General features: G+C 61.5%; 26 protein-coding genes. 8 read left to right on the top strand and 18 right to left on the bottom strand.

The window, feature by feature from the left end; genetic code table 11:
• Positions 1 to 58: 58 nt before the first annotated feature.
• The 3 genes from zigA to LVY75_24185 all read left to right on the top strand — a co-directional run bounded on the left by zigA (position 59) and on the right by LVY75_24185 (position 1,988).
• Positions 59 to 1,264 carry a zinc metallochaperone GTPase ZigA gene (gene zigA, locus LVY75_24175; protein XAZ21906.1) on the top strand — a complete coding sequence of 402 codons (1,206 nt, stop codon included), beginning with the start codon at positions 59 to 61 and terminating at the stop codon, positions 1,262 to 1,264.
• The gene (locus LVY75_24180; protein XAZ21907.1) at positions 1,261 to 1,440 is read left to right on the top strand and encodes a hypothetical protein; all 180 of its coding nucleotides are present in this window, start codon (positions 1,261 to 1,263) and stop codon (positions 1,438 to 1,440) included. The genes zigA and LVY75_24180 overlap by 4 nt, the downstream gene beginning before the upstream one ends.
• Positions 1,441 to 1,688: 248 nt before the next feature.
• Entirely contained in the window at positions 1,689 to 1,988 is a 300-nt protein-coding gene (locus tag LVY75_24185; protein XAZ21908.1) for a hypothetical protein, read from the top strand.
• A gap of 27 nt (positions 1,989 to 2,015) precedes the next feature.
• On the opposite strand, the gene LVY75_24190 is transcribed toward LVY75_24185, so the two are convergent.
• Both LVY75_24190 and LVY75_24195 read right to left on the bottom strand, forming a co-directional pair.
• Entirely contained in the window at positions 2,016 to 3,137 is a 1,122-nt protein-coding gene (locus LVY75_24190) for an HPP family protein (GenBank protein ID XAZ21909.1), read from the bottom strand.
• Positions 3,138 to 3,182: 45 nt separating this feature from the next.
• Positions 3,183 to 4,079: a LysR family transcriptional regulator gene (locus LVY75_24195; protein XAZ21910.1), complete on the bottom strand. Its 897-nt coding sequence runs from the start codon at positions 4,077 to 4,079 to the stop codon at positions 3,183 to 3,185.
• Between the two features lie 117 nt (positions 4,080 to 4,196).
• Between LVY75_24195 and LVY75_24200 the strand changes: the two genes are divergently transcribed.
• On the top strand, positions 4,197 to 4,868 hold the full coding sequence (locus LVY75_24200; GenBank protein XAZ21911.1) for a 5-formyltetrahydrofolate cyclo-ligase: 672 nt from the start codon (positions 4,197 to 4,199) through the stop codon (positions 4,866 to 4,868).
• Positions 4,869 to 4,945: 77 nt separating this feature from the next.
• Here the strand turns inward: LVY75_24200 and LVY75_24205 are convergent, their stop codons facing one another.
• The 11 genes from LVY75_24205 to LVY75_24255 all read right to left on the bottom strand — a co-directional run bounded on the left by LVY75_24205 (position 4,946) and on the right by LVY75_24255 (position 18,095).
• Positions 4,946 to 5,278, bottom strand: a complete 333-nt coding sequence (locus tag LVY75_24205) for an RcnB family protein (protein XAZ21912.1) — start codon at positions 5,276 to 5,278, stop codon at positions 4,946 to 4,948.
• A 378-nt stretch (positions 5,279 to 5,656) separates the two neighbouring features.
• Entirely contained in the window at positions 5,657 to 6,157 is a 501-nt protein-coding gene (locus LVY75_24210) for a GNAT family N-acetyltransferase (GenBank protein ID XAZ21913.1), read from the bottom strand.
• Between the two features lie 6 nt (positions 6,158 to 6,163).
• Positions 6,164 to 7,777 (bottom strand): glycoside hydrolase family 43 protein, encoded by a 1,614-nt coding sequence (locus LVY75_24215; protein XAZ21914.1) that lies wholly within the window; start codon positions 7,775 to 7,777, stop codon positions 6,164 to 6,166.
• A gap of 89 nt (positions 7,778 to 7,866) precedes the next feature.
• The gene (mgrA, locus tag LVY75_24220; protein ID XAZ21915.1) at positions 7,867 to 8,898 is read right to left on the bottom strand and encodes an L-glyceraldehyde 3-phosphate reductase; all 1,032 of its coding nucleotides are present in this window, start codon (positions 8,896 to 8,898) and stop codon (positions 7,867 to 7,869) included.
• A gap of 275 nt (positions 8,899 to 9,173) precedes the next feature.
• Positions 9,174 to 10,307, bottom strand: coding sequence for a Gfo/Idh/MocA family oxidoreductase (locus tag LVY75_24225; GenBank protein ID XAZ21916.1), 1,134 nt, complete (start codon positions 10,305 to 10,307; stop codon positions 9,174 to 9,176).
• Between the two features lie 8 nt (positions 10,308 to 10,315).
• Positions 10,316 to 11,080 carry a sugar phosphate isomerase/epimerase gene (locus LVY75_24230; GenBank protein XAZ21917.1) on the bottom strand — a complete coding sequence of 255 codons (765 nt, stop codon included), beginning with the start codon at positions 11,078 to 11,080 and terminating at the stop codon, positions 10,316 to 10,318.
• A gap of 39 nt (positions 11,081 to 11,119) precedes the next feature.
• Positions 11,120 to 13,585: a glycoside hydrolase family 2 protein gene (locus LVY75_24235; GenBank protein XAZ21918.1), complete on the bottom strand. Its 2,466-nt coding sequence runs from the start codon at positions 13,583 to 13,585 to the stop codon at positions 11,120 to 11,122.
• 125 nt (positions 13,586 to 13,710) lie between these two features.
• The gene (locus LVY75_24240) at positions 13,711 to 14,802 is read right to left on the bottom strand and encodes an ABC transporter ATP-binding protein (protein XAZ21919.1); all 1,092 of its coding nucleotides are present in this window, start codon (positions 14,800 to 14,802) and stop codon (positions 13,711 to 13,713) included.
• Between the two features lie 4 nt (positions 14,803 to 14,806).
• Positions 14,807 to 15,739 carry a carbohydrate ABC transporter permease gene (locus tag LVY75_24245; GenBank protein ID XAZ25817.1) on the bottom strand — a complete coding sequence of 311 codons (933 nt, stop codon included), beginning with the start codon at positions 15,737 to 15,739 and terminating at the stop codon, positions 14,807 to 14,809.
• 4 nt (positions 15,740 to 15,743) lie between these two features.
• Positions 15,744 to 16,649 carry a sugar ABC transporter permease gene (locus LVY75_24250; GenBank protein ID XAZ21920.1) on the bottom strand — a complete coding sequence of 302 codons (906 nt, stop codon included), beginning with the start codon at positions 16,647 to 16,649 and terminating at the stop codon, positions 15,744 to 15,746.
• Between the two features lie 210 nt (positions 16,650 to 16,859).
• A complete protein-coding gene (locus tag LVY75_24255; protein XAZ21921.1) occupies positions 16,860 to 18,095 on the bottom strand; it encodes an ABC transporter substrate-binding protein in 1,236 nt (411 codons plus the stop codon).
• Between the two features lie 454 nt (positions 18,096 to 18,549).
• On the opposite strand from LVY75_24255, the gene LVY75_24260 reads away from it, so the two are divergent.
• Entirely contained in the window at positions 18,550 to 19,590 is a 1,041-nt protein-coding gene (locus LVY75_24260; protein ID XAZ21922.1) for a LacI family transcriptional regulator, read from the top strand.
• 98 nt (positions 19,591 to 19,688) lie between these two features.
• Here LVY75_24260 and pyrE read toward each other — a convergent pair whose 3' ends face one another.
• The 4 genes from pyrE to gndA all read right to left on the bottom strand — a co-directional run bounded on the left by pyrE (position 19,689) and on the right by gndA (position 23,141).
• Entirely contained in the window at positions 19,689 to 20,228 is a 540-nt protein-coding gene (pyrE, locus tag LVY75_24265; GenBank protein XAZ21923.1) for an orotate phosphoribosyltransferase, read from the bottom strand.
• 116 nt (positions 20,229 to 20,344) lie between these two features.
• Positions 20,345 to 21,046, bottom strand: coding sequence for a hypothetical protein (locus tag LVY75_24270; GenBank protein ID XAZ21924.1), 702 nt, complete (start codon positions 21,044 to 21,046; stop codon positions 20,345 to 20,347).
• Positions 21,047 to 21,217: 171 nt separating this feature from the next.
• Complete coding sequence (locus LVY75_24275; GenBank protein XAZ21925.1) at positions 21,218 to 21,616, bottom strand: VOC family protein; 399 nt, start codon at positions 21,614 to 21,616, stop codon at positions 21,218 to 21,220.
• A 94-nt stretch (positions 21,617 to 21,710) separates the two neighbouring features.
• Positions 21,711 to 23,141 (bottom strand): NADP-dependent phosphogluconate dehydrogenase, encoded by a 1,431-nt coding sequence (gndA, locus tag LVY75_24280; GenBank protein XAZ21926.1) that lies wholly within the window; start codon positions 23,139 to 23,141, stop codon positions 21,711 to 21,713.
• Positions 23,142 to 23,296: 155 nt separating this feature from the next.
• On the opposite strand from gndA, the gene LVY75_24285 reads away from it, so the two are divergent.
• The 3 genes from LVY75_24285 (at position 23,297) to LVY75_24295 (ending at position 24,905) form a co-directional block, all read left to right on the top strand.
• Entirely contained in the window at positions 23,297 to 24,079 is a 783-nt protein-coding gene (locus LVY75_24285; protein XAZ21927.1) for a helix-turn-helix domain-containing protein, read from the top strand.
• A 63-nt stretch (positions 24,080 to 24,142) separates the two neighbouring features.
• Complete coding sequence (locus LVY75_24290) at positions 24,143 to 24,550, top strand: SRPBCC family protein (GenBank protein XAZ21928.1); 408 nt, start codon at positions 24,143 to 24,145, stop codon at positions 24,548 to 24,550.
• Entirely contained in the window at positions 24,543 to 24,905 is a 363-nt protein-coding gene (locus tag LVY75_24295; protein XAZ21929.1) for a VOC family protein, read from the top strand. The genes LVY75_24290 and LVY75_24295 overlap by 8 nt, the downstream gene beginning before the upstream one ends.
• On the opposite strand, the gene LVY75_24300 is transcribed toward LVY75_24295, so the two are convergent.
• Positions 24,902 to 25,606, bottom strand: a complete 705-nt coding sequence (locus tag LVY75_24300; protein ID XAZ21930.1) for a PAS domain-containing protein — start codon at positions 25,604 to 25,606, stop codon at positions 24,902 to 24,904. The two genes, LVY75_24295 and LVY75_24300, sit on opposite strands and share 4 nt — an antisense overlap.
• Between the last annotated feature and the right edge of the window lie 53 nt (positions 25,607 to 25,659).

A 25,659-nucleotide genomic window follows, 5' to 3' on the forward strand; every position in this document is an offset into this window, starting at 1 on the left:
CCGTTCCGCCTTTTTTTGTCGGCTCATATGTAATGTTATAACATAATAGGATGATATCATGGACAAGAGACTTCCGGTTACTGTGCTCTCCGGCTTCCTCGGCGCCGGGAAAACGACGCTGCTCAATCATGTGCTCGGGAATCGCGAAGGCATGCGCGTCGCCGTCATCGTCAATGACATGAGCGAGGTGAATATCGATGCCGCCCTTGTGCGCGATGGCGGCGCCAATCTCTCCCGCACCGAGGAACAGCTGGTGGAAATGACCAATGGCTGCATCTGCTGCACGCTGCGCGACGATCTTCTGAAGGAAGTCCGCCAGCTCGCCGAACAGGGCCGCTTCGACTACCTGCTGATCGAATCGACAGGCATTGCCGAGCCCCTGCCCGTCGCCACCACCTTCGAATTCCGTGACGAGAATGGGCTGAGCCTCTCCGATATTGCCCGTCTCGATACGATGGTGACCGTCGTCGATGCCGCCAACCTGCTTGCCGACTACGCCTCGGCCGATTTCCTCGGCGACCGCGGCGAAACCGCCGGTGACGGCGACAACAGGACGATCGTCGATCTCCTCGTCGAGCAGATCGAATTCGCCGATATCGTCGTTCTGAACAAGATCGGCACGGCAAGCGAGGAGCAAAGCGATGCGGCAAGAAAGATTATCACCGGCCTCAACCCCGATGCCCGCATCATCGAGACGGATTTCGGCAAGGTCGGGCTGAAGGATGTGCTTGGCACCGGCCGCTTCGATATCGACAGGGCCGAGACCCACCCTCTCTGGTACAAGGAACTGCACGGCTTCAAGGATCATGTGCCGGAAACCGAGGAATACGGCATCCGCTCCTTCGTCTATCGCGAAAGACGCCCCTTTCACCCAGCCAGATTGCAGGCCTTCCTCGATAAATCCTGGCCGGGCGTGGTGCGCGCCAAAGGTTTCTTCTGGCTCGCCACGCGCCCGCATTATGTCGGCGAAATGAGCCAGGCCGGCGCGATCGTGCGCACCGGCAAGATGGGCCTCTGGTGGGCGGCCGTCCCGCGTGAACAATGGCCGCAGGAAACCGCCTTCCTCAGCGCCATCGGCCACTATCTCGACCCCGTCTGGGGCGATCGCCGCCAGGAAATCGTCTTCATCGGCGCCGATCCGATGGATGAGTCCTGGATCAGGCGGGAGCTCGACGCCTGCCTGGTGGAGAGCGTCAGCTTCACGCCGGAGCGCTGGCGCAATCTGCCCGACCCCTTCGCCAGCTGGAGCCGGCAGGCAGCATGAAGGCGACGGCGATCAGGCCCCATCGTTGCCTGTGCATCGAATGCGAACCGCTGCCGCCGATCGAGGGGCTGCATCCGCTCACTTACGGAGATGGAACCGGGAATGAAGCAAGCAAACCGAAGCCTGTCCTAAGAACCATCGCCGAACTGGTCATGCCTTCGCGCCGGCGGGACTAGGCATTGAACAGGGTCGCACCTGCGCCTGCCGGGTCGAGACCCGCCCTGGCAGGCTGCCCCTCGGATGAAATTTTGCGCAGATCGACCTTATGATCTTTTTTTCATCATCCCAAAATCAATAAATGGGCACGAACCCCAAAATTGCAGGCGCTCCCCGAGCCGATCTCCCACAGCTGCGGGGCTCGGCCGAAATTCCCGCGACTGGCACACCGCTTGCAACGGTTTCACTCGAAACAATCGGATGTGCCATGCCGCCTGTCTTTACCGACCTCCTGCTCGGAGCCGCCCTCGCCCTCAGCCTGCGGCGCTTCATTCTCCCCTATGTGGTGGAGGATGACATCGTCCGGGCGTCGGCACCGGTAACGATGGTGGCAAGCGCGGTATTCCTCGCCGCTCTCGCGCTCACTTGCGCCGACAAGAGTTTCTGGAGCGCCAGCGTAACGCTCACCGGCGGAGCCTTGCTCGCCTTCGTCTTTGACGACAGGTGGCCGAAACTTGCCGTCACCGTTGCGGCAGCATGCCTTCTCGTCTATCTCGGCCTGCGCTGATTGCGCGTCGCGCTCGCCGGATTTGCTTTAGGCCGCGACTTCCGGCCGCTTGCCACCCTTCGGTAAAGCCCGTGCAACAGCGCTCAGCAGATCCGTCTGCGAAATCAATCCGAGAATACGCCTCTCCCCATCGACGATAATGACGGCATGGGTGCGCCCGTCCGTCAGATCCGGCAGCAGGCCCATCGCCACGTCATCGGCACGCGCAGTCGTGGCCGGCGAGACCAGCCGCTCGACCGAACCGGCGGCGACTGCGAGCTCCCGCAGGCCGACGGTGCCGATCAGCTTTCCGGCCTCGTCGCGCACCGGCAATGTCCTGATATTGTGGTTCAGCAGCAGCCAGCGCGCCTGCTCGACCGTTGCATCGGCATCGATCGCGATCACATCGCGCGACATGATATCGGCACATCGGATCTCGGCATTCGAACGGGCAACCGCCTCAAACTCCACCTGGCGCAACAGCCGGCCGAGATCGGCGCGATCGATATCGAAGGTCTCGTTCAGCTTGGCGAGTGCCGCATCGATATCCTCCTCCTGAAAGCCGGTGCGTTCAGCTGCCGGCCGGTCCGCCGTCAGGTGCGTGTTGACGGGTACTGCCACCACATGCGGGTAATTGTGCCGCGACAGCTTGTGAAAAACGAGGCCGAGCACCACCAGCAGGCAGGAATTCAGCGCGACCGGCACGAAGGGAAAGAGCATGCCCCAGCTGGCGACAACCGGACCGCCGAGCACGGCCGTCAGTGCCGCCGCCCCGCCGGGAGGATGCAGGCAGCGGGTGAAGGACATGGCGGCGATCGCCAGCGACACGCCGACCCCGGTTGCAATGATCGGATCATGGATCAGGCTCGCCGCCACCACCCCCATGATCGCCGAGATCGTATTGCCGCCGATGATCGACCAGGGTTGCGCGAGCGGGCTCGCCGGCACCGCAAAGAGCAGAACGGCAGACGCCCCCATGGGCGCCACGATCAGCGGCAGATGAGAACCTTCGCCGAAAAGCGCGCCGCAGAGCAGGCCCGTCAGCGCAATGGAGACAAGCGCGCCGAGACAGGCCAGCAGCCGGTCGCGCAGCGTCGCACCGGCAAGAATGGGGTGGAAGAGCCGCGAAATGGAGGACCGGCGGGGCTCGTCGGGATTTGGTAAGCGCATGAGAAACTCTTTGAAGACGACTGCGAACGAAATTGAAAGGCGCTGCTATTGCAGCATGGCGGGCGGATTGGCCGACATGAGCATGACCTGCTCGAAGGCCTGCAACGGATCGGATCGCTGCTGCCGCCTGGAAATCAAGAGCGTATCGACCAGGCCGAGCCGGTGGATGGTAACCTCTTTGTTCCAGGGCAGCATGTCGAGCACCGAGCGCGGCATGACGCCGACGGCATTGCCGGCGATGACCTGGGCAAGGATTGCATGATAGGACGTCATCTCCACCGTCGGCAGATTGGCGCCGGCGCGCATCCATCGCTCGGCAATCTGCCGGTAGGTACAGCCCGGCTCAAGCGCGGCGAGCGCCGGAAGGCGGATATCCTGAGGTACTTCGACCGAGGCATGATGCGGCGGCAGCACCAGCAGAAGGTCCTCCTCGTAGACGCGCGCAGAATGGAGATCGCCGGCATCCGGACCTGCGGATGACAGCCAGCCGGGTTCGCCCTGTGGTGTGGCAATCAGCGCGCAATCGAGATCGCCGGATAAAACCGCCTTTGTCAGCTCCCGCGTGGCGCCAAGCGTGAGCTTCAGGGCAATATCCGGGTTCTGCTCGTTGAAACGGGCAAGTACAGGCGGAAGCCGGCTTGCGGCCGTGCTTTCCATTGTACCGAGACGCAGCACCGGCTGCGGACGGATACCCTTGAGCGCAAGCTGCGCCTCCCCGGCCAGGGCCGTCAGCCGTTTCGCATAGGAAAGGAAGGTCTGGCCCTCCGGCGTCAGCGTCATGCGTTTGCCATCGCGGCTGAACAGCACCGCATCCATCTGCCCTTCCAGGGCCTGGATACGGGTCGTGACGTTGGACGGCGCGCGCGAGAGCCTCCTGGCTGCGCGGGTCACGCTGCCCTCTTCGGCGACGGCAAGGAAAATTTCCAGGGAAGACAGATCCACATCGATCTCGCTTGATGAACGAACTTGTCTATTATTCCAAATCAGAGAATGATCGCAATCGTCCCACGGCCCAAAATCGTCACATGAACTGAAAACTTCTTCCGATCGGACCGCCAGATGCAGAAAGACGAACCAGAGGCCTATGCCTCGCCCGCATGCCTGATGCACGAAGTCGATCCCGCCTATATGGGTCTCGAAGAGCCGTGGGAGGTGGTGCGGGAATGGCGCCGTGGCGAGCGCAGGCGCCTGATCGACGCCCGCAAATCGATAGGATCAACCGATCGGGAGCAGAAGACGGCGCTGATATCGGCGCAGCTCGACCGGCTTCTGGGTCCTGTCGTCGCGGGAAAATCCGTCAGCGTCTACTGGCCCTTTCAGGGAGAGCCGGATCTGCGCGGCTGGATGACGAAAATCGCCGGGCGCGCGGCCTGCCTTCTGCCTGTCGTGGCAGAAAAAGCGGGTCCGCTGACATTCCGCGCCTGGACGCCGGGAGCCAAGCTGGAGCGCGGCGTGCTCGGCATTCTCATTCCCACCGGCGGCGAGGAGCAGCGGCCCGATATCGTCATTGCACCTGTGGTCGGCTACGACCGCGGCTGTTATCGCCTTGGTGTCGGCGGCGGTTATTTCGACCGGACATTGGCCGCCCTCTCCCCCAAACCGCTCGCAATCGGCATCGGATACTCGCAACAGCAAATCCGAACGATCAAGCCGCAGCCGCACGATATTCCAATGGATGCAATCGTCACGGAGGATGGCGTGATCATGCGCCCCGGCGGTGCATTGGCCTGACGGCCAAGGACCGCGATTCGCGCGGCGAACAAAAAAGGGCGGCCGAAGCCGCCCTTTTTTCGGGATTGCGCGTGAACTCAGCGATTGGCGGCGATGATGCTGGAGATCACGCCGCTGGCGATACCGACGAGAAGGTAGTCGTTATCGGCCCTCACCCAGTGATAGCCGCGCGGCGGCGGTGCCAGGCGATAGCGGCGATAGTCGCGAACTTCGCCGTAGCGGCCGCGCTCGGCAGCCGACATGCGGTAACCCCTAGCCCAGTAATGCGGACGGATGACCTTTTTGTGGACGATGACCTTCTCGTGAACGACGACCGGCGGACGGCGATGATCGGCGGCGCTGGCTTGCGATGCGACGATCGGCGAGAGCAGGAAAGAAGTAGAAAGAAGTGCTGCGAAGATCTTTTTCATGGGGTTTCCTCGTGTTGAACACGCCCCGAAATTACGTCCCTGAAAATGAACGGAATCTGAAAATAAAATTAAAGATCTGTAATGGAATCGGGCACTTATGCGCAATTCCTAATATCCTAATTTCAGGATAACGGAAGGTGGCGAGATCATGTTGCAGGATATCACGTCTGCGTAATCGGGCGTGATGACACGGTGTTTGAACGGGCGGTTTTCCCCTCTCTCCAGCGGGGGTTCGAAGGACGGGTCGAGACCCGTGGCTCGACCCTGGTCGGTGGCGTAAAGCGTCGAATGAGCAGGCCACGCCCATTGCTTCCACAGCCCCTGCCGGCACGGTCTCTCCGATGGGGAAGCGAAAACCCGGCAGCCGCCGCTCGAAACCTATCGCGCAATCAACGCCATTTCGATCACGTCCTTATAAGCCCCATCGACGCAAAACGCATCGCGGCTCACCCCTTCGCGTACGAAGCCGATCCCCTCGTAAAGCCGGATCGCCCTTGCATTGTCGGCATGCACGCCAAGTTCGATACGAAGCATGCCCACCTGCCGCGCGCCCTTAATCGAAGCCTCGATCAGCCGGCGGCCGAGCCCCTGTCCGCGGTAGGCGGGAAGCAGGCCCATGCCGAGCGTGCCGCGATGGGCGTGCGAGGGAAAGTGATGCCGGCGGATGTCGCACCAGCCGATCACCTCGCCGCCATCGAGGGCGACGAAGTGCACGTTGCCGCTGGCAATGGAAGACAGCGCAAACCTGCGCGTCTCCTCCATCGGCGGGGCTTCAAGCAGGCTCAGAAATTTCCGCTCGCGCGCCACAATGTCGAGAGCCCGGTGAAAGCCCTCGACATGCGTTTCGTTCAGCCGCTCGATGTCGGTATTGCCAGCCATAAGCCCTCAAAGCTCGTCGTAATTGAACCAGTCGAAATCGGCCGTCTTTGCCCGACCCGACGTATCGAAGGCGAAAACACCGGCAAAGGCGCCGGTAAAGGAGCCATGCTCGCCGCGCCCGCCCTCGTCCGAGATGACGCCGGCATCGAGAACCGGGCCGATCGGCTGCCAGGCGCCCTTGCCTTCCGTCTGCCAGAAGAATTGCAGGTCGTTTTCGCGGATCTCCATGGAGAGCTGCACGCGCCCTTCAGCCGGGATCGCGACGCCGGCTTCCGCCGGGAAGCTCATGCGCCCATGCGGATAATCGCCGTCGCAGGAGAAAATCGTGACACAGCGGCCGAGCTTTTCATGCAGGGTTACGACGACGGCATGGAACTTGTGGCGGTTATAATAGTGTATCAGGCCGGCGACCTGCTGATAGGTATCCGGCGCAAACTCCACCACCGTTTCCGCGCGAAAACTGTGATGCTCCTGTCGGCGGGCGACGAGCGCCTGCTCGAACCAGGAACCGATGCTCTCGCGGCCGATCAGGCGCAGATGGCCGGGGCGCTCCGTCAGGTTGAAGATGCGCTCCGGCTGCGGCGTGCGCAGCCACTGGAAATCACCCGGCAACTTGCCGCCATCGAAGCTATACTCGCTGCGAACAGGTTTTTCAGCGCGCTTTGCATCGCCAAGACCCGGCACCTCGACATCGGGAACAACAGTGCCGTTTTCCAGATAGAGCCAGCCATCCTCGCGCCAGACACATTTCTGCAGAGCCGTCTCGCGCCCCAGCGTGCACCGACGCTTCGGCGGCAGCGGCCGGCCGCAAAGATGCGTGTGATAGACCTGGCCATCTGGTGTCTCGACGTATTGCCCGTGCCCTGCCCTTTGCAGCGCCGCTTCCGGATTGTCCTTCGAGGTGATCAAGTGCCGGTTCGGATGCAGCTCATAGGGGCCGTCGATATTGCGCGAACGCGCCATCGTCACCGCATGGTCGTAACCGGTGCCGCCTTCGGCCGTCGTCAGGTAGTACCAGCCGTTCTTGCGGAAGAGATGCGGCCCCTCGACCAGGCCGAGCGGGCTGCCGGCGAAAATGTTCTTGATCGGGCCCTTCAGCGCCTTCGTCTGCGGATCCCATTCCTGCAGCAGGATACCGTCAAAGGCTGGAGACTTCGGCGAGCCGCCATAGCTCTCGGTGCGATGGTTCCACTGCATGTTGACGAACCACTTACGCCCGTCCTCGTCATGGAAGAGCGACGGGTCGAAGCCCGAGGAATTGACGTAGACGGGTTCGGACCATTCGCCCTCGATCGTGGGCGAGGTCACGATGTAATTATGCGCGTCCTTGAAGTTGCCGTCGAAGCGCTTGACGTCGGTATAGACCAGCCAGAACTGTCCGTCTGCATAGGAAAGGCACGGCGCCCAAACGCCACAGCTATCGGGATTGCCGCGCATGTCGAGCTGCGAAGCCCGCTCCAGCGGCCGCCGCACCAGCTTCCAGTTCACCAGATCGCGCGAGTGATGGATCTGCACACCCGGATACCATTCGAAGGTCGAGGTCGCGATGTAATAATCGTCACCGACGCGGCAGATGGACGGGTCGGGATTGAACCCGGGCAGGATGGGATTGCGGATCATGGCGGCTCCTCCGTTGAGCAAGGCTCTTGCTATACGTACGTCAAACTATACCAGAAAAACGCCCGGGGTTTTGCCCCGGGCGATCAAAACTATTCCAGCTCTGCGGACTTGGCCCAGAGGTTGATGTCGGCCTCCTTGGCATAGACATCGATCTGCTTCAGCTCCTCTGCCGAGAACTCGAGATTGCCGAGTGCGGCAACGCAATCGACGATCTGCGAGGAACGGCTGGCGCCGATGAGCGCCGAGGTCACGCGTCCGCCGCGCAGCACCCAGGCGATCGCCATCTGCGCCAGCGTCTGGCCGCGCTTTTCGGCGATCTCGTTGAGCTTCTTGATATTGTCGATGATCGAGGGACGGATGAAGTCCTTCTTGAGGAAGTGGTTCTGCGCCGCGCGGCTGTCGGCGGGAATGCCGCCGAGATATTTCGTCGTCAGCATGCCCTGCGCGAGCGGCGAGAACACGATCGATCCCATGCCGACCTCATCGAGCGTATCGAGCAGCTTGTCGTCCTCGACCCAGCGGTTGAGCATGGAATAGCTCGGCTGGTGGATGAGGCACGGCGTGCCGAGATCCTTCAGGATCGCGGCGGCCTCGCGGGTGCGCTGCGAATTATAGGAGGAAATGCCGACATAGAGCGCGCGGCCGGAGCGCACGATATAGTCGAGCGCACCGCAGGTTTCTTCCAGCGGCGTTTCCGGGTCGAAACGGTGCGAATAGAAGATGTCGACATAATCGAGGCCCATGCGCTCAAGGCTCTGGTCGCAGGAGGCGACGAGATACTTGCGGCTGCCCCACTCGCCGTAAGGACCCGGCCACATGTCGTAGCCGGCCTTGGAAGAGATGATCAGCTCGTCGCGCAGGCCGGCGAAATCGGTGCGCAGGATCTCGCCGAACGCCGTCTCGGCGCTGCCGGGAGGCGGGCCGTAATTGTTGGCGAGATCGAAATGGGTAATGCCGAGATCGAAAGCCGTGCGGCACATGTCGACCTTGCGGTCATGCGGGGTGTCGCCGCCGAAATTGTGCCACAGGCCGAGGGAAACGGCCGGCAGCTTCAGGCCGGAACGGCCCGTGCGGTTATATTTCATCTTCGAATAACGGTCTTCGGCCGGTTGCCAGCTCATCTGAGGTCTCCTCAACCTGTAAAAGTGCTTCTCTTTCGCGACCGCATCAGGCGGCAGTCGAAAGCTGAAAACGTCGCTGCCCCTCGTATGGGGCCGGGCGCGACGGCACTATTGGATCAAGCACACCGATACGGCAAGCGCGTGGCGCGTGTTCTCGACAACTTCAACGGAGCCAGCTTTGGGGCCGGCCCTCCCCGCCTGTCGTCACCCTCGGGCTTGTCCCCAGGATGACGGAGGGGTGCGCCGCACGACAAGCGTACGACGCACCGCTTACCTTACTTCAAGAGCGCCTGCGCCTCTTCGATACCCAGCGCCGCCGGCTGCGTGCAGGTCGTGGTGAGATCCACGAACCGGCCTTCTGCACCTGACTTCAGGATCGAAGTCATGATGTCGACGCCGTGCAGCGTGCGGTCGAGCGAGCAGCGTGCATCGCGGCCCTCGATCAGCGCCATGGCCATGTCGGCAAGGCCGGCCGTGCGGTAGTTGGCGCGCGGGCCGTTCGGGCTTTCCTGGTTGAACTTGCCGAACGGGTGGTCCCAGGCTTCCAGCGCCTTGATGTCCTTGTCGCGGCCGCTGGCCTCTACGACGCCGCCGAAGAAGTTCGGGTCCGGCACGTAGAGCGAACCATCCGTGCCGTAGAGCTCCATATTGGCATGGCGGTGCGACCAGACATCCCAGCTTGCCGTCAGCGTGATGGTGGCGCCGGAAACGAATTCCAGGAGCGCCTGGATCGTCGTCGGCGTCTTGACTGGGATGATCTCGCCATTGCGCGGCTGGCTGGTGATCGTGCGGGTTTCCGACGCCATCGAAGTCAGGCCGGCAACGCGCTTCACCGGACCGACCAGGTTGATCAGGTTGGCGATGTAATACGGCCCCATGTCTAGGATCGGGCCGCCGCCCGGCAGGAAGAAGAAGTCCGGGTTCGGGTGCCACATTTCCATGCCCGGGCCCATGACGTAGCAGGCGCCCGACGTGATGCGGCCAATACCGCCGTCGTCGATAAATTTGCGCGCAAGCTGGTGCGCGCCGCCGAGGAATGTATCGGGCGCGCAGCCGACGGCGAGGCCCTTTTCCTTGGCGATGCGGCGAAGCTCTTCGCCCTGCTCGAGCGTCAGCACGAGCGGCTTTTCCGAGTAGACGTGCTTGCCGGCCTCGAGCGCCGCCTTCGACACCGGATAATGCGCATCCGGGATCGTCAGGTTGACGACGACGTCGATCTCGTCATTGGCGAGAAGCTCTTCGATCGTCTGCGCGACAACGCCATATTCTTCGGCGCGCTGCTTTGCAGCCTGCGCGTTGATATCGGCGCAGGCCAGCACCTTCAGCCCCTTGAAGAGCGGTGACAGCGAAAAGTAGGTGGTGGAGATGTTGCCGCATCCGATGATGCCGACGCCAAGTTCCTTGGTCATGATCTGCCTCAGTAGGTCTTGAAGGAAGCGATCGAGCGCGTGATGTTGCGGTCGATATCATTGGGATTGTCGTGCTCGACGACGAAATGCTTGGCCTTGGTCTTTGCCTTGACGACCGGAAGCAGCTTCGCCCAGCCGATCGTGCCATGGCCGACATCGGCCCAGCCGCCCTCGTCCGTGGCTTCACCAGCCGGTGCGATATCCTTGACATGGACCGCGCTGATACGGTCACCGAGCTTTTCGACCCAAGCATAGGGATCGGCACCGCCGCGAACGACCCAGGCGATATCCGCTTCCCAGGTGATGCCGGGCGCACCTTCGAAGATGCGCTCGATCGGCAGCGAACCGTCCGAAAGCTTCACGAATTCGAAGTCGTGATTGTGCCAGCCGAATTCATAGCCCGCATCCTTGTAGGGCTTGCTCATTTCCTGCAGGCGCTTGCCGAAGGCGAGCCAGCCGGCTGCATCCGTCGGGCGCTGGTCGGGCATCAGGTGCGGCGCATAGATCGAATCCATGCCGAGGATCTTGGCGATCTGCAGCGACTTCTCGACATTGCCGTCGAGGAAATCGGGGCTGAAATGGCCGGTCGCCATCACGAGGCCGTTCTTGTCGAGATCGGCGCGCAGGCTCTTGAGGCCAGCCTCATCGAGTTCCGCATAGATGCCGCCGAAACCTTCGACTTCGGCGTAACCCGCCTTGCCGAGCTTTTCGAAGATCGTCGAAAGCGGCGGGAAATTGCGGGCGCTATAGAGCTGATAGCTGAGCTTGGTCATGTCATCCTCCTCGGGCCTCGTGCCCGTTCTCACGTAAGATCAATCTGCCGACTGGCAGGAATGCAGGTCATAGAAGCGGAATTCCGGCAGCTTGCCCTTTTCGAGAGGCTTTGCCGGGGTGAAGGTGATGCGGCGGCTTTCGCCGGCAGCCAGGTCGAAGGCATTGTCGGAATATTTGCCGTCAACATCCGTCTCGATCATCACGAAGAGCGCCAGGCCCTTGGCGGTGACGTCGAGGTCGATCGAGCCGTTCTCCTCGACGAATTCGCGGACAACGGAAAGACCCGCCGGCTCCAGTTCCAGCGCCTTGTAGGTGCCATTGACGAAATGCCCCTCGCCGCCCATGCCGTTCGAAGCGGTGAAGTGCCAGGCAAGCAGTGTGCCCTCCGGAATCTCCGACACGTCGAGCGTGGTGGCAGTGCAGGCCGCATCCGGCGCGCACATGGCCTGCAAATTCTTCAGATGCTTGCGCTCGCCCTTCATCGTCAGGATCGAGATCGAAAGATCGACGCTGACATCTTCAAGCGTGTCATTGACCAGCGAGAAGCGGATCGACTTGCCGTCCTCCGAGGGGATCGCGGCCACCGCCACCGGCTGGAAGAAGCGCTTGACGAGATAGTGCATCGCCTTCCAGCGCCCGCCGTAATCGAGGCTCGACCAGGACGCGACCGGCCAGGTATCGTTGAGCTGCCAGTAGATCGTGCCCATGCAATGCGGCTTCAGCGAACGCCAGTATTCCACCGCCGTCTTGATCGCGAGACCCTGCTGGATCTGGCTGAGATAGACGAAATTCGGGAAATCCTTCGGGAAGCGGAAGTAGCGGAACATCGTGCCGGCAATGCGCTCGTTGCCGCCGGCATTCTTCTGGTGCAGTTCCATGACGGGCGATGCCACGTTCATGTCCTTGGCGTCGGCATAGGTCTTGATGACGGGCAGCGACGTGTAGGACTGGAAGCCGAACTCCGAGCAGAAGCGCGGGCGCACCGAGCGGTAATTGTCGAACGACTTGTTCTCGTGCCAGACCGACCAGTAGTGCATGTCGCCGGAACCATCGGCATGCCACGCATCGCCATAATCGAGATAGCCGGAGGCCGGGCTCGACGGCCACCAGAGGGCGCCGGGCAAAGCCTTCTTCACCGCCACTTCGATGGTGCGATTCAGGCGATCGTAGGAGACGAGATAGCGGTCACGATCCTTGCGGGACTCCTCGAACCAGGTGAGCGCGCCGACGAGCTCGTTATCGCCGCACCAGAGCGCAATCGAGGCATGCGAAGAGAGCCGGCGAACCTGATAATCCACTTCGACTGCAACATTCTCCAGGAAATCCTCGGTCGAGGGATAGAGGTTGCAGGCGAACATGAAGTCCTGCCAGACCATGAGCCCGAGCCGGTCGCAGATATCGTAGAACCAGTCGTGTTCGTAGAAGCCACCGCCCCACACACGGATCATGTTCATGTTGGCGGCCTTGGCCGACTGTAAGAGATCCTCTGTCTTTTCCTCTGATGACAGCGAGAAGAGCGCGTCCGCCGGAATCCAGTTGGCGCCGCGGCAGAAGATTTCGTGGCCGTTGACCTTGAAGGCGAAGCGGCTGCCGGCAGCATCCGGCGTGGTGATGAGCTCGATGGTACGCAACCCGATCTGCTTCGTCACGCTGTCGGACGGCAGTTCGACGGTCAGCGTATAGAGCGCCTGCTCGCCGCTGCCCGAGGGCCACCAGAGGCGCGGATTGTCGATCTGGAAGACATGATTGACATTGGTCTCGCCGGCACTGACGCCGACATCGAGCCTTACGCGCTCGCCGTCGAGATCGAAATAAAGCTGCGCGATGCCGGGATCCTTGGCAAAAAGCGTCGCCGTAACCTGCAGTTCCACCGAACCGTCGGAATTGTGCGTCTGGCGCGTCAGCACATGCTCGATGCGCGCAGTCTCCAGCTTCTTCAGCGCAATCGTGCCGTAAAGCCCGAGCGGGGCAATGGCAATATTCCAGTCCCAGCCGAAATGGCACTGCGCCTTGCGCAGCATGTTGCCGTCAGGGATCGGCGAGTTGCCAGTGCTGTAGGGAATATAGAAGGGCTGCTGCTTTTGCCGCGCGGCACCGGCTGCGACGTTGGAAGCAAACACGATGCGGATCGTGTTCTCGCCCTTCTTCAGCATGCTCGAAACATCCGGCCGGTAGCGGCGGAAGCTGTTATCGGCTTCGAGCGCCAGGAAGCCGTTGACGTGGACGCTGGCGACCGTGTCGAGATAATCGATGTCGAGATACCAGTCGCCCTCGGCGTCAGGAAGCGTGAAGCTGCGCTCCACCGTCCATTCGCGCTCGGCGACCCACTGCACCTTTTCCTCGTTTCGGCCGAAATAGGGATCCGGGATCAGTCCCGCGCGGTGCAGCGCCGTGTGCACGTCGCCCGGCAGCGTGATGACGCTGCGGATCTCGCCATCGGCGGAAGCAAGCTGCCACGAACCCGAAAGTTCGATGTTGAAACCGTTCTTCGGCAAGGATGTCATAGTCTTATCCTGATCGCGCCGCTCCTGGGAGTGCCGGGCAAGCCGGACTGCGGCCGAAATTGGCTGGCCAGACGGCCAATTGGAGGATCGGGCGACGCCGTTTCCGGCGCCGCCCGCAGAACTTTCTAGAGGCGCAGCTCGCTTTCGGCATCGAAGACCGAGGCGAGCGCCATGTCGAAGCTGAGCTTCACCTTGCTGCCGACATTGAAGCGGCGCGCACCATTGATGCGTACCGACATCGTGTGACCGGCATGTTTCAGCCAGAGAAGATTGTCCGCACCCATCGGTTCTTCGATGTCGACGGTGGCGTCGTGTTCTTCGCCGCCGGCATTCTCGTTGACCTTGATATGCTCGGGGCGAACGCCGAGCACCACCTTGCGGCCGGGCTGCAGCTTCTCCACGCCGTCATAGGCGGCGAGCGAGAAATTCACGCCGTTGGCGGCAAAAGCAATGCCATCGCCTGATTTCACCAGTTCGCCCTGCAGGAAATTCATGGACGGCGAGCCGATGAAGCCGGCGACGAAGAGATTGCGCGGCCTGTTGTAGATCGTCGTCGGATCGTCGAGCTGCTGGATGATGCCGCTCTTCATGATGGCGATACGGTCGGCGAGCGTCAGCGCCTCGATCTGGTCATGCGTGACGTAGATCATCGTGTTCTTCAGCGACTGGTGCAGACGCTTGATTTCGACGCGCAGTTCCGAGCGCAGCTTGGCGTCGAGGTTCGACAGCGGCTCGTCGAAGAGGAAGACGTCGACATCGCGCACCAGGGCACGGCCGATCGCCACACGCTGGCGCTGGCCGCCGGAAAGCTCGGCCGGCTTGCGCTTCAGGAGCGGCTGGATCTGCAGGATCTCGGAGGCACGCGCCACGCGCTTGTCGATCTCGGACTGCGGCACCTTGGCGACGCGAAGACCGAAGGAGAGGTTCTTTTCGACAGTCATCTGCGGATAAAGCGCGTAGGACTGGAACACCATGCCGATGCCGCGGTCCTTGGGCTCTTCCCAGGTGACGTTCTTGCCCTTGATGAAGATCTGCCCTTCCGAGGCGTCGAGCAGCCCGGCAATGCAGTTCAGCAGGGTCGACTTGCCGCATCCCGAGGAGCCGAGAAGCACCAGGAATTCGCCGTCGTTGATGTCGAGGTTCAGATCCTTGAGCACGCTGACCGCGCCGAAGTTCAGCGACAGGTCCTTGATGGAGACACTTGCATTCATGTTCATTGGATCAACCCTTCACTGCGCCAGCGGCGATGCCACGGACGAAAAGTCGCCCCGACACGAAATAGACGACGAGCGGCACGAGTCCTGTCAGGATCGTTGCGGCCATGTTGACGTTGTATTCCTTCACGCCCTGGACGGAATTGACGATGTTGTTGAGCTGTACGGTCATCGGATAGGTATCCGGCCGGGTGAAGACCACGCCGAACAGGAAGTCGTTCCAGATGCCGGTGACCTGCAGGATCATCGCGACGACGAAGATCGGCAGCGACATCGGCAGCATGATCTGCAGGAAGATCTGCCAGAAGCCCGCCCCGTCGACACGCGCCGCCTTGAACAGTTCCTCCGGCAGAGACACGAAGTAGTTGCGGAACAGCAGCGTCAGGATCGGCATGCCGAAGATCGAATGCACGATGATGAGACCGGTGAGCGACCCGTAGATGCCGATCTCGCGCAGGATGATGACGATCGGATAGATCATGACCTGATAGGGAATGAAGGCGCCGATGATGAGGACCGAGAAGAAGAATTCCGATCCCTTGAAGCGCCAGTTCGCCAGCGCATAACCATTGACCGAGGCGATCGCGATGGAAACGATGACCGAAGGAACGGTGATGCGGACCGAGTTCCAGAAACCGCGCGAAAGACCATCGCAGTTCAGGCCGGTGCAGGCCGTCGCCCAGGCCTTGACCCAGGGTTCGAAGGTGATTTCCATCGGCGGTGCGAAAATGTTGCCGAGCCGGATCTCCGGCATCCCCTTGAGCGACGTGACGACCATCACGTAGAGCGGGATCAGATAGTAGACGGCGGCCACGAAAAGCGTGCCGTAGACGATGATGTTGCGGGCCGAAACCACCGGCCGCGGCTTTGGTCCGGCCGGACCGGAAACCGCCCCCTTCTGGAGGGAAGTATCGCCGTCGTTAACGGCCTTGAGAGCGATATTGTCAGCCACGTTTGCGCCCTCCGCCAAATTCCAGATATGCCCAGGGAACGATGATGATCGCTACTGTCACCAGCATCATGGTCGAAGCCGCGAAGCCCTGACCGAGATTCTGCGCCTGGAACATGTAGTCGTAGACGTATTTTGCCGGCACTTCCGACGAGATGCCCGGACCGCCGCTGGTCTGGGCGACCACGAGGTCGTAGACCTTGACGATGCCGCTGGCGATGATGACGAGCGTGGTGATGAACACCGGGCGCATCATCGGAATGACGACGAAGAGATAGGTCCGCCACATCGGAATGCCGTCGACGCGGGAAGCCTTCCAGATATCCTCGTCGATGCCGCGAAGCCCGGCGAGCATCAGGCACATCACGAGGCCGGTGCCCTGCCAGAGGGCGGCGATCAATACCCCGTAGATGACGATTTCGGACGTATAGAGCGGATCGAAACTGAAACTCGTCCATCCCAGCGACCGCACGACCGCCTGAACCCCGAATTCCGGATTGAGGATCCACTGCCACACGAGACCGGTGACGATGAAGGACAGCGCGAAAGGATAGAGGAAGATCGTGCGGAACGTGTTCTCGAAACGGATCTTCTGATCCATGAGAGCCGCCAGCATGAAACCGATGACCAGGCTGAAGATCAGCGACAGAATGCCGTAGATCGCCAGATTCTCGATGGACACGACCCAGCGCGGGGCGGCCCAGAGACGCTGATATTGCTCGATACCGACGAAGTTCAATCGCGGCAGGAGCTTGGAATTGGTGAAGGAATAAACCACCGTCCAGACCGTGCCACCGAGAAAGATGACCATGGCGGTGAGGATCATGGGAATGGAGGCAATCTTAGAATTCAGATTGCGGAATAGTTTAAACGGTCGGCCGGCTTTCGCTTGACCTGTCATTGAGTTTCCTCCTGAAGCACGGTCGCTTCGGTGATCGGGGCTCCATCCGAAGACGGCCACCCTTCCCGCCCCCCGTCTCGACCGCAACGCGGTCCTGGCGCGATCGCACCCGGGTGTGACGTGACGTCGCCGGAAGGACCGGAGATCAGGGCGGCGCGATCCGGTCCTGCAATGCGCAGGACCGGACCTGATGGGCTTGAGGACCGAGGATCAGTCGGCGGCGGCGATGATGTCGGCGAAGCGCTTCTGCGCTGCGTCGGGCGTCATCGTGGTATTGGCGAAGAACTCGGCGAAGAGGTCTTCGATCTGCTTTGTCGTATCCGGCGAAGCGAGCTGATCCGAGCTGGTGACGATATTGCCCTTGGCGAGGATTTCGAGACCCTTCTTCATGCAGTCGTTGGCGGCCGAGATATCGACGTCACCGCGAACCGGCAGCGAGCCCTTCTTCAGGTTGAAGGCAACCTGCGTCTTCGGGTCGAGAAGCGTGGCGGCAAGCACGTCCTGGGCCTTCGCCTTCTCGGCATCCTTCTGGAGCGGGAAGTAGAAGGCGTCACCGCTGGTCGAGATGATCTCGTTCACGCCGAGGCCCGGAAGGCAGGTATAGTCCTTGCCGGCAACCTGCTTGGCGACCTGGAATTCGCCCTGCGCCCAGTCACCCATGATCTGGCCGCCGGCCTTGCCGGTGATGACGAGATTGGTGGCCTGGTTCCAGTCCTGCACGTTGCTGCCCTTGGACATGCGGCGCGCATCGTCGGCAGCCTTGAACACCTTGGCGATCTCGGGGCCGGCCGCCACTTTGGCATCCTTGTCCTTGAAGACCTTCAGGTAGTTGTCCTTGCCGCCGATGGCGATCATCAGAACGTTGAAGGCGCCGCTTGCCTGCCAGCCCTGACCGCCGACAGCGAGAGGAACGATGCCGGCCTTTTCCAGGGCCGGAGCGGCAGCGACGAATTCATCCCAGTTCTTCGGAACCGCAACGCCAGCCTTCTGGAAGGCTGCATTCGACAGCCACAGCCACTGCCAGGAGTGGATGTTGACCGGTGCGCAATAGATCTTGCCGTCGATCGTGCAGGAATCGAGCAGGGTCGACGGACGGATGATGTCCTTCCATTTGCCTGCGGTCGCCACATCGGTCAGGTCCTTCATCAGGCCAGCCTGGACGAGTTCCTCGGCCTGGCGGCCGTGGTTGAACTGGGTCGCGCCCATCGGGTCACCGCCAGTGATGCGGCTGATCATGATCGGGCGTGCGGTGCTGCCGGAACCGGCAATTGCGCCGTCAACCCAGTGGTTGCCGGTGGCGTCGAATGCCTTTGCCAGCTCAGCCACGGCGGCAGCTTCGCCGCCAGAGGTCCACCAATGGGTGACTTCGAGATCGGTAGCCTTTGCGGCGCCAAAAGGAATAGCTACGGAAGCGGCAAGCACAGCCGCCATAATACGGATTTTCATGAGTTCTCCTCCCTCACTGAAACGTTGCCGGAAAAACTTAGAGCAATCGATTTATCCGCGCAACCGCCCGCTCGTAAAATTTTCTGTGAAAGTCACCATTACATCCTATGAGGGCAATCAACGGCTCTACCTTTGCTTCACAAGAAAAGCGTAAGCAAGCAATTTCGCAATTGCGGCATTGTATTATACATTTGATTTTACTTACTAATTTTTGATTAATCTGATAATTTCAACCTTTCCTGGCTTCGCAGGTGCAAAAAATCGCGTGCGGGACAGGCGATTCAACCAGAGAGGATCCCTATGCAACGCTGGTCAGAAAAAGCGCTCGACATTTCTACTGTATCGTTACAGATTGTCTGGCTCAGGGAGGAGAGCTTTTCCGCAGCGGCGTACTTACAGCGCGGCGAAAAGCCTCTATAAGGCGAAGCAAATCGCGCGAGGCAGGCCTAGAGGGATGGAAAACAACGGAAATTTCGGCGGAGCGGCATCCGGTTCCGTTCCGCGCGAGCGCCCGACATTGAAGACGATCGCCTTCATGACGGGCCTTGGCGTGACCACCGTATCGCGGGCACTGAAAGATGCACCGGATATTGGCGCGGAAACCAAGGAACGCGTGCGCATGGTCGCCCGTCAGCTCGGCTACCAGCCGAACCGGGCCGGCGTGCGCCTGAGAACCGGCAAGACCAATGTCATCGCCCTCGTGCTCAGCATCGACGAGGAGATCATGGGCTTTTCCAGCCAGATGGTCTTCGGCATTTCCGAGGTCCTGACCGGCACGCCCTACCATATCGTCGTCACCCCGCATTCGCACAGCAAGGATCCCATGCTGCCGGTGCGCTATATCCTCGACACCGGCTCCGCAGACGGCGTCATCATCTCGCGCGTCGAGCCTGACGATCCGCGCGTGCGCCTGCTCGCCGAAAGCGGCATGCCCTTTACCACCCATGGCCGCACCGATGCCGGCCTCGTCCACCCCTATCACGACTTCGACAACGAGGCTTATGCTCATCAGGCCGTCGAGAAGCTGGTCAAGCGCGGCCGCAAGCGCATCGCCCTCCTGCAGCCGCCGAGCAAGCTCACCTACTACACGCATACCCGCATAGGCTTTCAGACCGGCCTGCACGATTACGGCGCCGAGGAAGTGCCGCTGCGTGTCAACATTGACGCCCCGCTCGCCGAAATCCGCAACGCCGTGGAGCAGCTGATGCGCTCCCCCGGCGCCCCCGATGGGATTGTCTCGTCGGCCGGCAGCGCCACCATCGCCGTCAACGCCGGCATCGAAGCCGCCGGCAAACGCCTCGGCCACGACGTCGACCTCGTCTCCAAGCAATCCGCGTCTATCCTCAACTGGATCCGACCCGAGATCATCACCGCTCACGAAGACGTCCGCCACGCCGGGCGCGAGATGGCCAAGCAGGTGATTGCGCGCATCGATGGCGTGGATGCCGAACTGCTGCAGAGCATCAGCAAGCCGGAATGGCCGGACGGGCGGTAGAACGGCTGGTCACTTGTCGCGGCTAAGGTTTTTCCAGGCCGGCGTAAGGCGACCGGCTGCCCGGGCCGTCCCATGCCGGAACCCGGAGCCGTACTTGCCTACCGCGCGTTCTCCAGATCCGCCCGCGTAAACACCGGAAATACCCCAAGCTCGGGCACGCCATCGATGCGCGCGGCGCCCTCGCCGCGCCAGATCGCGCAGACGACACCAAGCACCTCTGCCTTCTCCCCGATCGCCAGCTGGTAGGCATCCTTCACGGCACCGCCAGTGCTGATCACATCCTCGATGAAGGTCACGCGCCGGCCAGCCACGTCCTGCCCCTCGATCGCCCGGCAGGTGCCATAGGTCTTGGCTTCCTTGCGGATGAAGGCGGCGGGCAGGCCGGTTTCCAGCGAGATCGCGGTCGCGAGCGGCACGCCGCCGAGTTCCAGCCCGGCGATGATTTCGGTATCGGCGGGCAGAAGGGCTGCCATTGCCTGCGCCAGCGGCTTCAGGAGAGCCGGCGTGCCTTCGAAACGGTATTTGTCGAAATAGCGGTGCGATACCTGGCCGGAGCGGAGCACGAATTCGCCCTCCAGCGTGGCGATGTCGGCGATCTGCCGGGCGAGAGCCGCGTGGTCGATGGATTCCTTGATCATTTTATCCCCTGCCAAAATAAGTCCGGACGGCGCTTGCTCGCCTTAAGCCATAAGATCCCGGCCCTGCCCTTTCAGAATAGGCAGCGCGCGGCAAGAGACGAGATACGGAAAGCCGTTCAGCCCCCGCACTTGTGCTGCGCATCGGGCAGTATCCAGCTTTCTTTCGTCCTGCCATTGGTGACGAGGAAAAGCCGGCCATCCTCATCCGGCTCGCAGTCGCGATCGATCTCTACCAGGCATTGGGTGACCGGATCGCCGGGCTTGGAGCGGATCAGCATCTGCTCGCGGTTATACGAGACCTGGTAGCCGTCATTGGCATAATCGATGCCCGTGCCATTGCCAAAATCCTCATCGGTCACGGGTGCGTCGCCACTCTCGACGCGCGGATGCACCGCCAGGATCGTGGTTGCAGCGCATTGCCCGGGCTTTGTCGGGATGTCCGAAGTCCCGGGCTGCTTGCCGCCCGTCAGCGACTTCGCGGAGATGCCCTGCATGAAGCTGCTCTTGTCCGGTGATATCTCCCAGAGAATGGCGAGATAGGTGCTGAGGATACAGGCCCGGTCGTTACCGCAATCACGCCGGTCGGCCAGGAAATTACGGGCCGAGTGGACGACATCATCCTCATCGGGAGCTGTCTTGCGTGCCGCGCCATAGCGGGCATTGAAGACATCGTCGAGGTGGGAAAGCTGAGTATCGCCGCAGACGATCTTTTCGTCGGCGCTGGCTGCCTTGGCGCAATTGAAGCCCGCGGCTTCTGCTGATGCGGTGAAGAGGAGGCCGAGGCAGAAGGTAATGAGAAAGGTGGAAATCGGTCGCATGATGGTCCCCTCTGTCCGGCGGGTCGGCCTCAACCTAAATGCGGCGGCGAGCTTGTGCGAGTGTTGTGCAGGCTCGTTCTAACGTCTGGAGGGGGTAGTCCACATCACAACGTGAACCGAGGCATGCCGGATATACGTCCGCAGCTCTGTTCCAATCAGCGCGCGCCAGCCTCACCTCACCTGATTGAAAACCGCCTCGATACGATATCCATCGGGATCGATGACAAATGCAGCAAAGTAATTCGGCCCGTAATGCTGCCTGAGCCCCGGCGCACCATTATCGACGCCACCCTGGGAAAGCGCTGCAGCATGGAAATCAATGACCGACCGCTGATCCGGCGCGGCAAAGGCCAGATGGAAGCCCGCACCCGGCGCACCCTGCCCCGCCTCGACCGATTTGATCGCCAGCTTGTCGCCGCCGCCGGGCACACCATAGCCGACGGCCTGTCCGGCCTCGCCGGGGCGCAGATCCTCCCAGACCCTGACATAGCCAAGCGCGCCGAGGGCAGCATCATAGAACCGCGCGGCTCGTTCGATATCGGCCACCCCGAAAGATGCATGGTGGAGCATATTATGGACCTCCCGATTGCAATCAGCCGCTTCGCGGCAGGCTAACAAAAAGCCCGGCACAATGGCCGGGCTTTCAACTCTGTTTTCACAAACCTCAGAAGGTCGATGCACCGCTGCCCCAGGGGCCGTGGTGGAAGTCCTTGCCGTCGAGGCGGTCGAAGCCGTGGGCGCCGAAGAAGTCGCGCTGGGCCTGGATCAGGTTGGCAGTGCCTCGACCCTGGCGGTAGGCGTCGAAATAGCTGAGCGCCGAGACCAGCGCCGGAACCGGCAGGCCGGCGGCCAATGCTGCGGTCACGACGCGACGAAGCGCCGGGATCGATTCCTTGACCATGGCCGAGAAGGCCGGCGTGACGATGAGGTTTGCCGCGTCAGGCGCATCGGTGAAGGCCTTGGTGATCTCGTCGAGGAACTGCGAACGGATGATGCAGCCTGCGCGCCAGATACGGGCGATGACAGGCATCGGCAGCGACCAGTTGAACTCCTTGGAAGCTTCCGCCATCACCGCAAAGCCCTGCGCATAGGCGCCGATCTTGCCGGCAAACAGCGCCAGTTCCAGATCCTTGTTGAACTCGGGGCCGTAGGCGACCGGGAAGGCAGCACCCAGATCACCGAAGATCTTCTGAGCGGCCTCGCGCTGCTCCTTCATCGAGGACAGGCTGCGGGCGGCAACGGCGGCTTCGATGCCGGTTGCCGGAATGCCCATGTTCTGCGCTTCGATCGCAGACCACTTGCCGGTGCCCTTCTGGCCGGCCTTGTCGAGGATCATGTCGACCATCGGCGTCTTGGAGATCGGGTCGGTGGCGGCCAGAACCTTCTCGGAGATTTCGATCAGGTAGGAGTTCAGGCGGCCCTTGTTCCATTCGCCGAAGATGCTGGAGATTTCCGATGCGCTCTTGCCGAGGCCGTCGCGCAGGATGCCGTAGATTTCGGCGATCATCTGCATGTCGGCATATTCGATGCCGTTATGGATCGTCTTGACGAAATGGCCGGCGCCGTCATTGCCGAGCCAGGCAACGCACGGATCGCCATCATACTTGGCGGCAATAGAGGTCAGAACCTTCTCGACACGCTTCCAGGACTCTTCCTTGCCGCCGACCATGATCGACGGACCGTGGCGGGCACCTTCCTCACCGCCCGAAACGCCCATACCGATGAAGGTCAGGCCGGTATCTTTCAGGCGGTCGAAGCGGGCAACCGTATCGCGGAAATTGGCGTTGCCGGCATCGATCATGATGTCGTTCTTTTCCAGATGCGGGCGCAGCGCCTCCATCTGCTGATCGACAGGCTCGCCGGCCTTGATCATGATGATGATCGGACGCGGCGGGCGGATCGCCTCGACGAACTCCTCGATCGTCTTGCAGGGAATGATCTGCTTCTTCAGATCACCGGCACTCTCGTAGAATTCATCCGTTTTTTCAGGCGTGCGGTTGAAAACCGCGATCTTGTTGCCCTTTTCCGCAATGTTGAGAGCCAGGTTGGACCCCATGACGGCAAGGCCGATCAGTCCGATTTCTGCCTTTTCCACGACAAACCTCCGATGAGTGAAATGGTGCGATGTTGTGGCACTCTCTCGGCCAAACGGCAAGGTCGAAGACGGCGATTCGGGTCGAAAAAAGGCTGTCGGAACAGGCTTTTCGAATGACCGGGGAAGCACCATATGCATGGGTTTGGGAGGCTGAAATGACTGTTGCTGCAAGGCAAGTCGATATCGGGCCGCTGCTCGCAAAGAGCGCCGGGCGCTACCGCGAATATGCGCCCTCGCCTGCCCTTGCGCCGCATTTCCGCTGCCTCTGGTCGCACGAGATTCGAACCGCAGGCCCGGTCGCCATTGTGCCCGATGGTTATTGCGATCTGCTTTTCGCGGATGGCCGCCTCTTCGCTGTCGGGCCGGACCGCACCGCCGCCTTCCCGCCGATGACGCCGGGCATGCGCATTATCGGCGCACGTTTTGCACCAGGCGCCGGCGCCGCATGGCTGAAGCTGCCCCTGTCGGAGATCACCGGCCTCTCCATTCCCCTCAGCGATCTCGCGCCCAAAAAGGCTGCCCTCCTCGAACCACGCCTTTCCGACTGTCCGGATGGAGCTGCCACCCTCTCGCTCTTCGCCACGCTCTTGAGCGAACTGGCAGGGGAAGAAGCGGAGTCGGACCCCGAGGCGCGCCTGATCTTTGCCGCCGCCGACCATGGGCCCGGCCGCATCGGCGAGCTGCAGCAGAGGCTCGATATCGGCGAACGGCAATTGCGCCGCCGCGCCCACCATCATTTCGGCTACGGTATCAAGACGCTGGAACGCGTCCGCCGGCTGCAGCGTTTCATGACCTTGTGCCGCGCTGGCGAAACCCTGTCCCTGGCCGCCCTCGCCCTCGAAGCCGGCTTTTCCGACCAGGCCCATATGACCCGCGAGATCGGCGACCTGACGACACTGACGCCATCAGCCATGCTGGCTCAATTGACGGCCCGCTGACCGTTTTGTTCAAGACGGTCCGTGCCGGCCTGCTAGTCTGAAGCAAAGCAAAAGGACAGACCGATGAACACAATGCCCGCACGCATCGTCCACATCACGATCAAAAGAGACTGGCGCGATGTCTATGATTTCGCCGGCAGGCCGGAGAACATGCCGCTCTGGGCCTCCGGCCTTGCGAGCGGCCTGGAACCCGATGGCGAGGACTGGATCGCCCATGGCCCGCTCGGCAGCGTCCGGGTGAGCTTCGTGCCACCCAACGAATTCGGCGTCATCGACCATACCGTCACCATCGAATCCGGCCTGCGCGTCTATAACGCGCTGCGCATCGTGCCGAATGGCGACGGCTGCGAGGTGATATTCACGCTGCTGCGCCTGCCGGGCATGACCGACGAACAATTCGCGGCCGACGCCGCCCATATCCAGAAGGATCTGGCGTCCCTGAAATCGATGATGGAGAAGTTAGATGGCTGAGAACGATACTCGAAATGACCGCCGCATCGACTATGTCGAGTTCAACGTGAAAGATATCGGCGCTTCAAAAGCCTTTTACGGTGCGGCCTTCGGCTGGCGCTTCACCGATTACGGCGAGAACTATTGCGAGTTCGACGACGGAAGATTGAAAGGCGGCTTTACCAATCTCGGCCCGGTGCGAGCCGCAGGCGGCCCGCTCGTCATTCTCTTTGCCGAGAAGCTGGAAGACGTGCTGGCAAGCGTCGAAAAGGCCGGCGGCACCATAGCCAAACCGATCACGCCCTTCCCCGGCGGCCGGCGCTTTCATTTTCTCGACAAGGACGGCTACGAACTCGCCGTCTGGAGCAAGGATTAAACATCCGCGGATACGGGGCCGTTCATGTTCTGGATGGTGATCAGCGCGCCGATCACCTTCCTCGCAGCATCATGCAGCGGCAACATGCGGCAGCGGCTGCGCCGCGCCGAGCGCTCGTAGATGTAGTCGACCGTCGCGCCGTCGAAGCAGGCGTCGAGCTTTTCCTTCACCTCGCTGGCAAAGCGTTCTTCGCCGATGAATTCGAGGATATGCCGGCCGATGAGCTGCATGGCATTCTTGCCGAGATGGGCACAGTTGACGGGATTGGAATAGAGGTAGCGGTAGTCCTTCGTCAGCACCGCCACGCGGTCCGGCAGCGTCTGCAGGATCGCCGCATTGAGGAACTGGCCATTGTCGGTGTCGGGAACGTAGGCGGGCGGCGGCCTGAGTTTCATTTCCACCGGCAACGGCACCCGCCAGTCCGGCGCATGGGCGCCGAAATAGCGGTCGAGCAGATAGGAGAGCACGGCGGCATATTGCGTCACGAAAGCACCGTCATCGGCGTCTTGAGCGATGAGGTAGCTTACAAACTGAAGTTGCATGTAGACTTCGATGAGATTGGATGCCCTGCATGCGAGGATCGCCTCGACAAGCGGCTGGATATCACGGTCGAGCGCCTCCACGCGCCCATCATCCCCTAGCCTTATCGCTTCCTCGATCTGCGCGCAGCGCAAGGAAAAGGCCCTGAACAACTCAAGCAAGATACCCCCAATATCCATTTCCTGAGAAACGTTCCGAACACCGGTCGAGGCCT

This window comes from Sinorhizobium sp. B11 (genome assembly GCA_039725955.1).
Classification (GTDB): domain Bacteria; phylum Pseudomonadota; class Alphaproteobacteria; order Rhizobiales; family Rhizobiaceae; genus Rhizobium.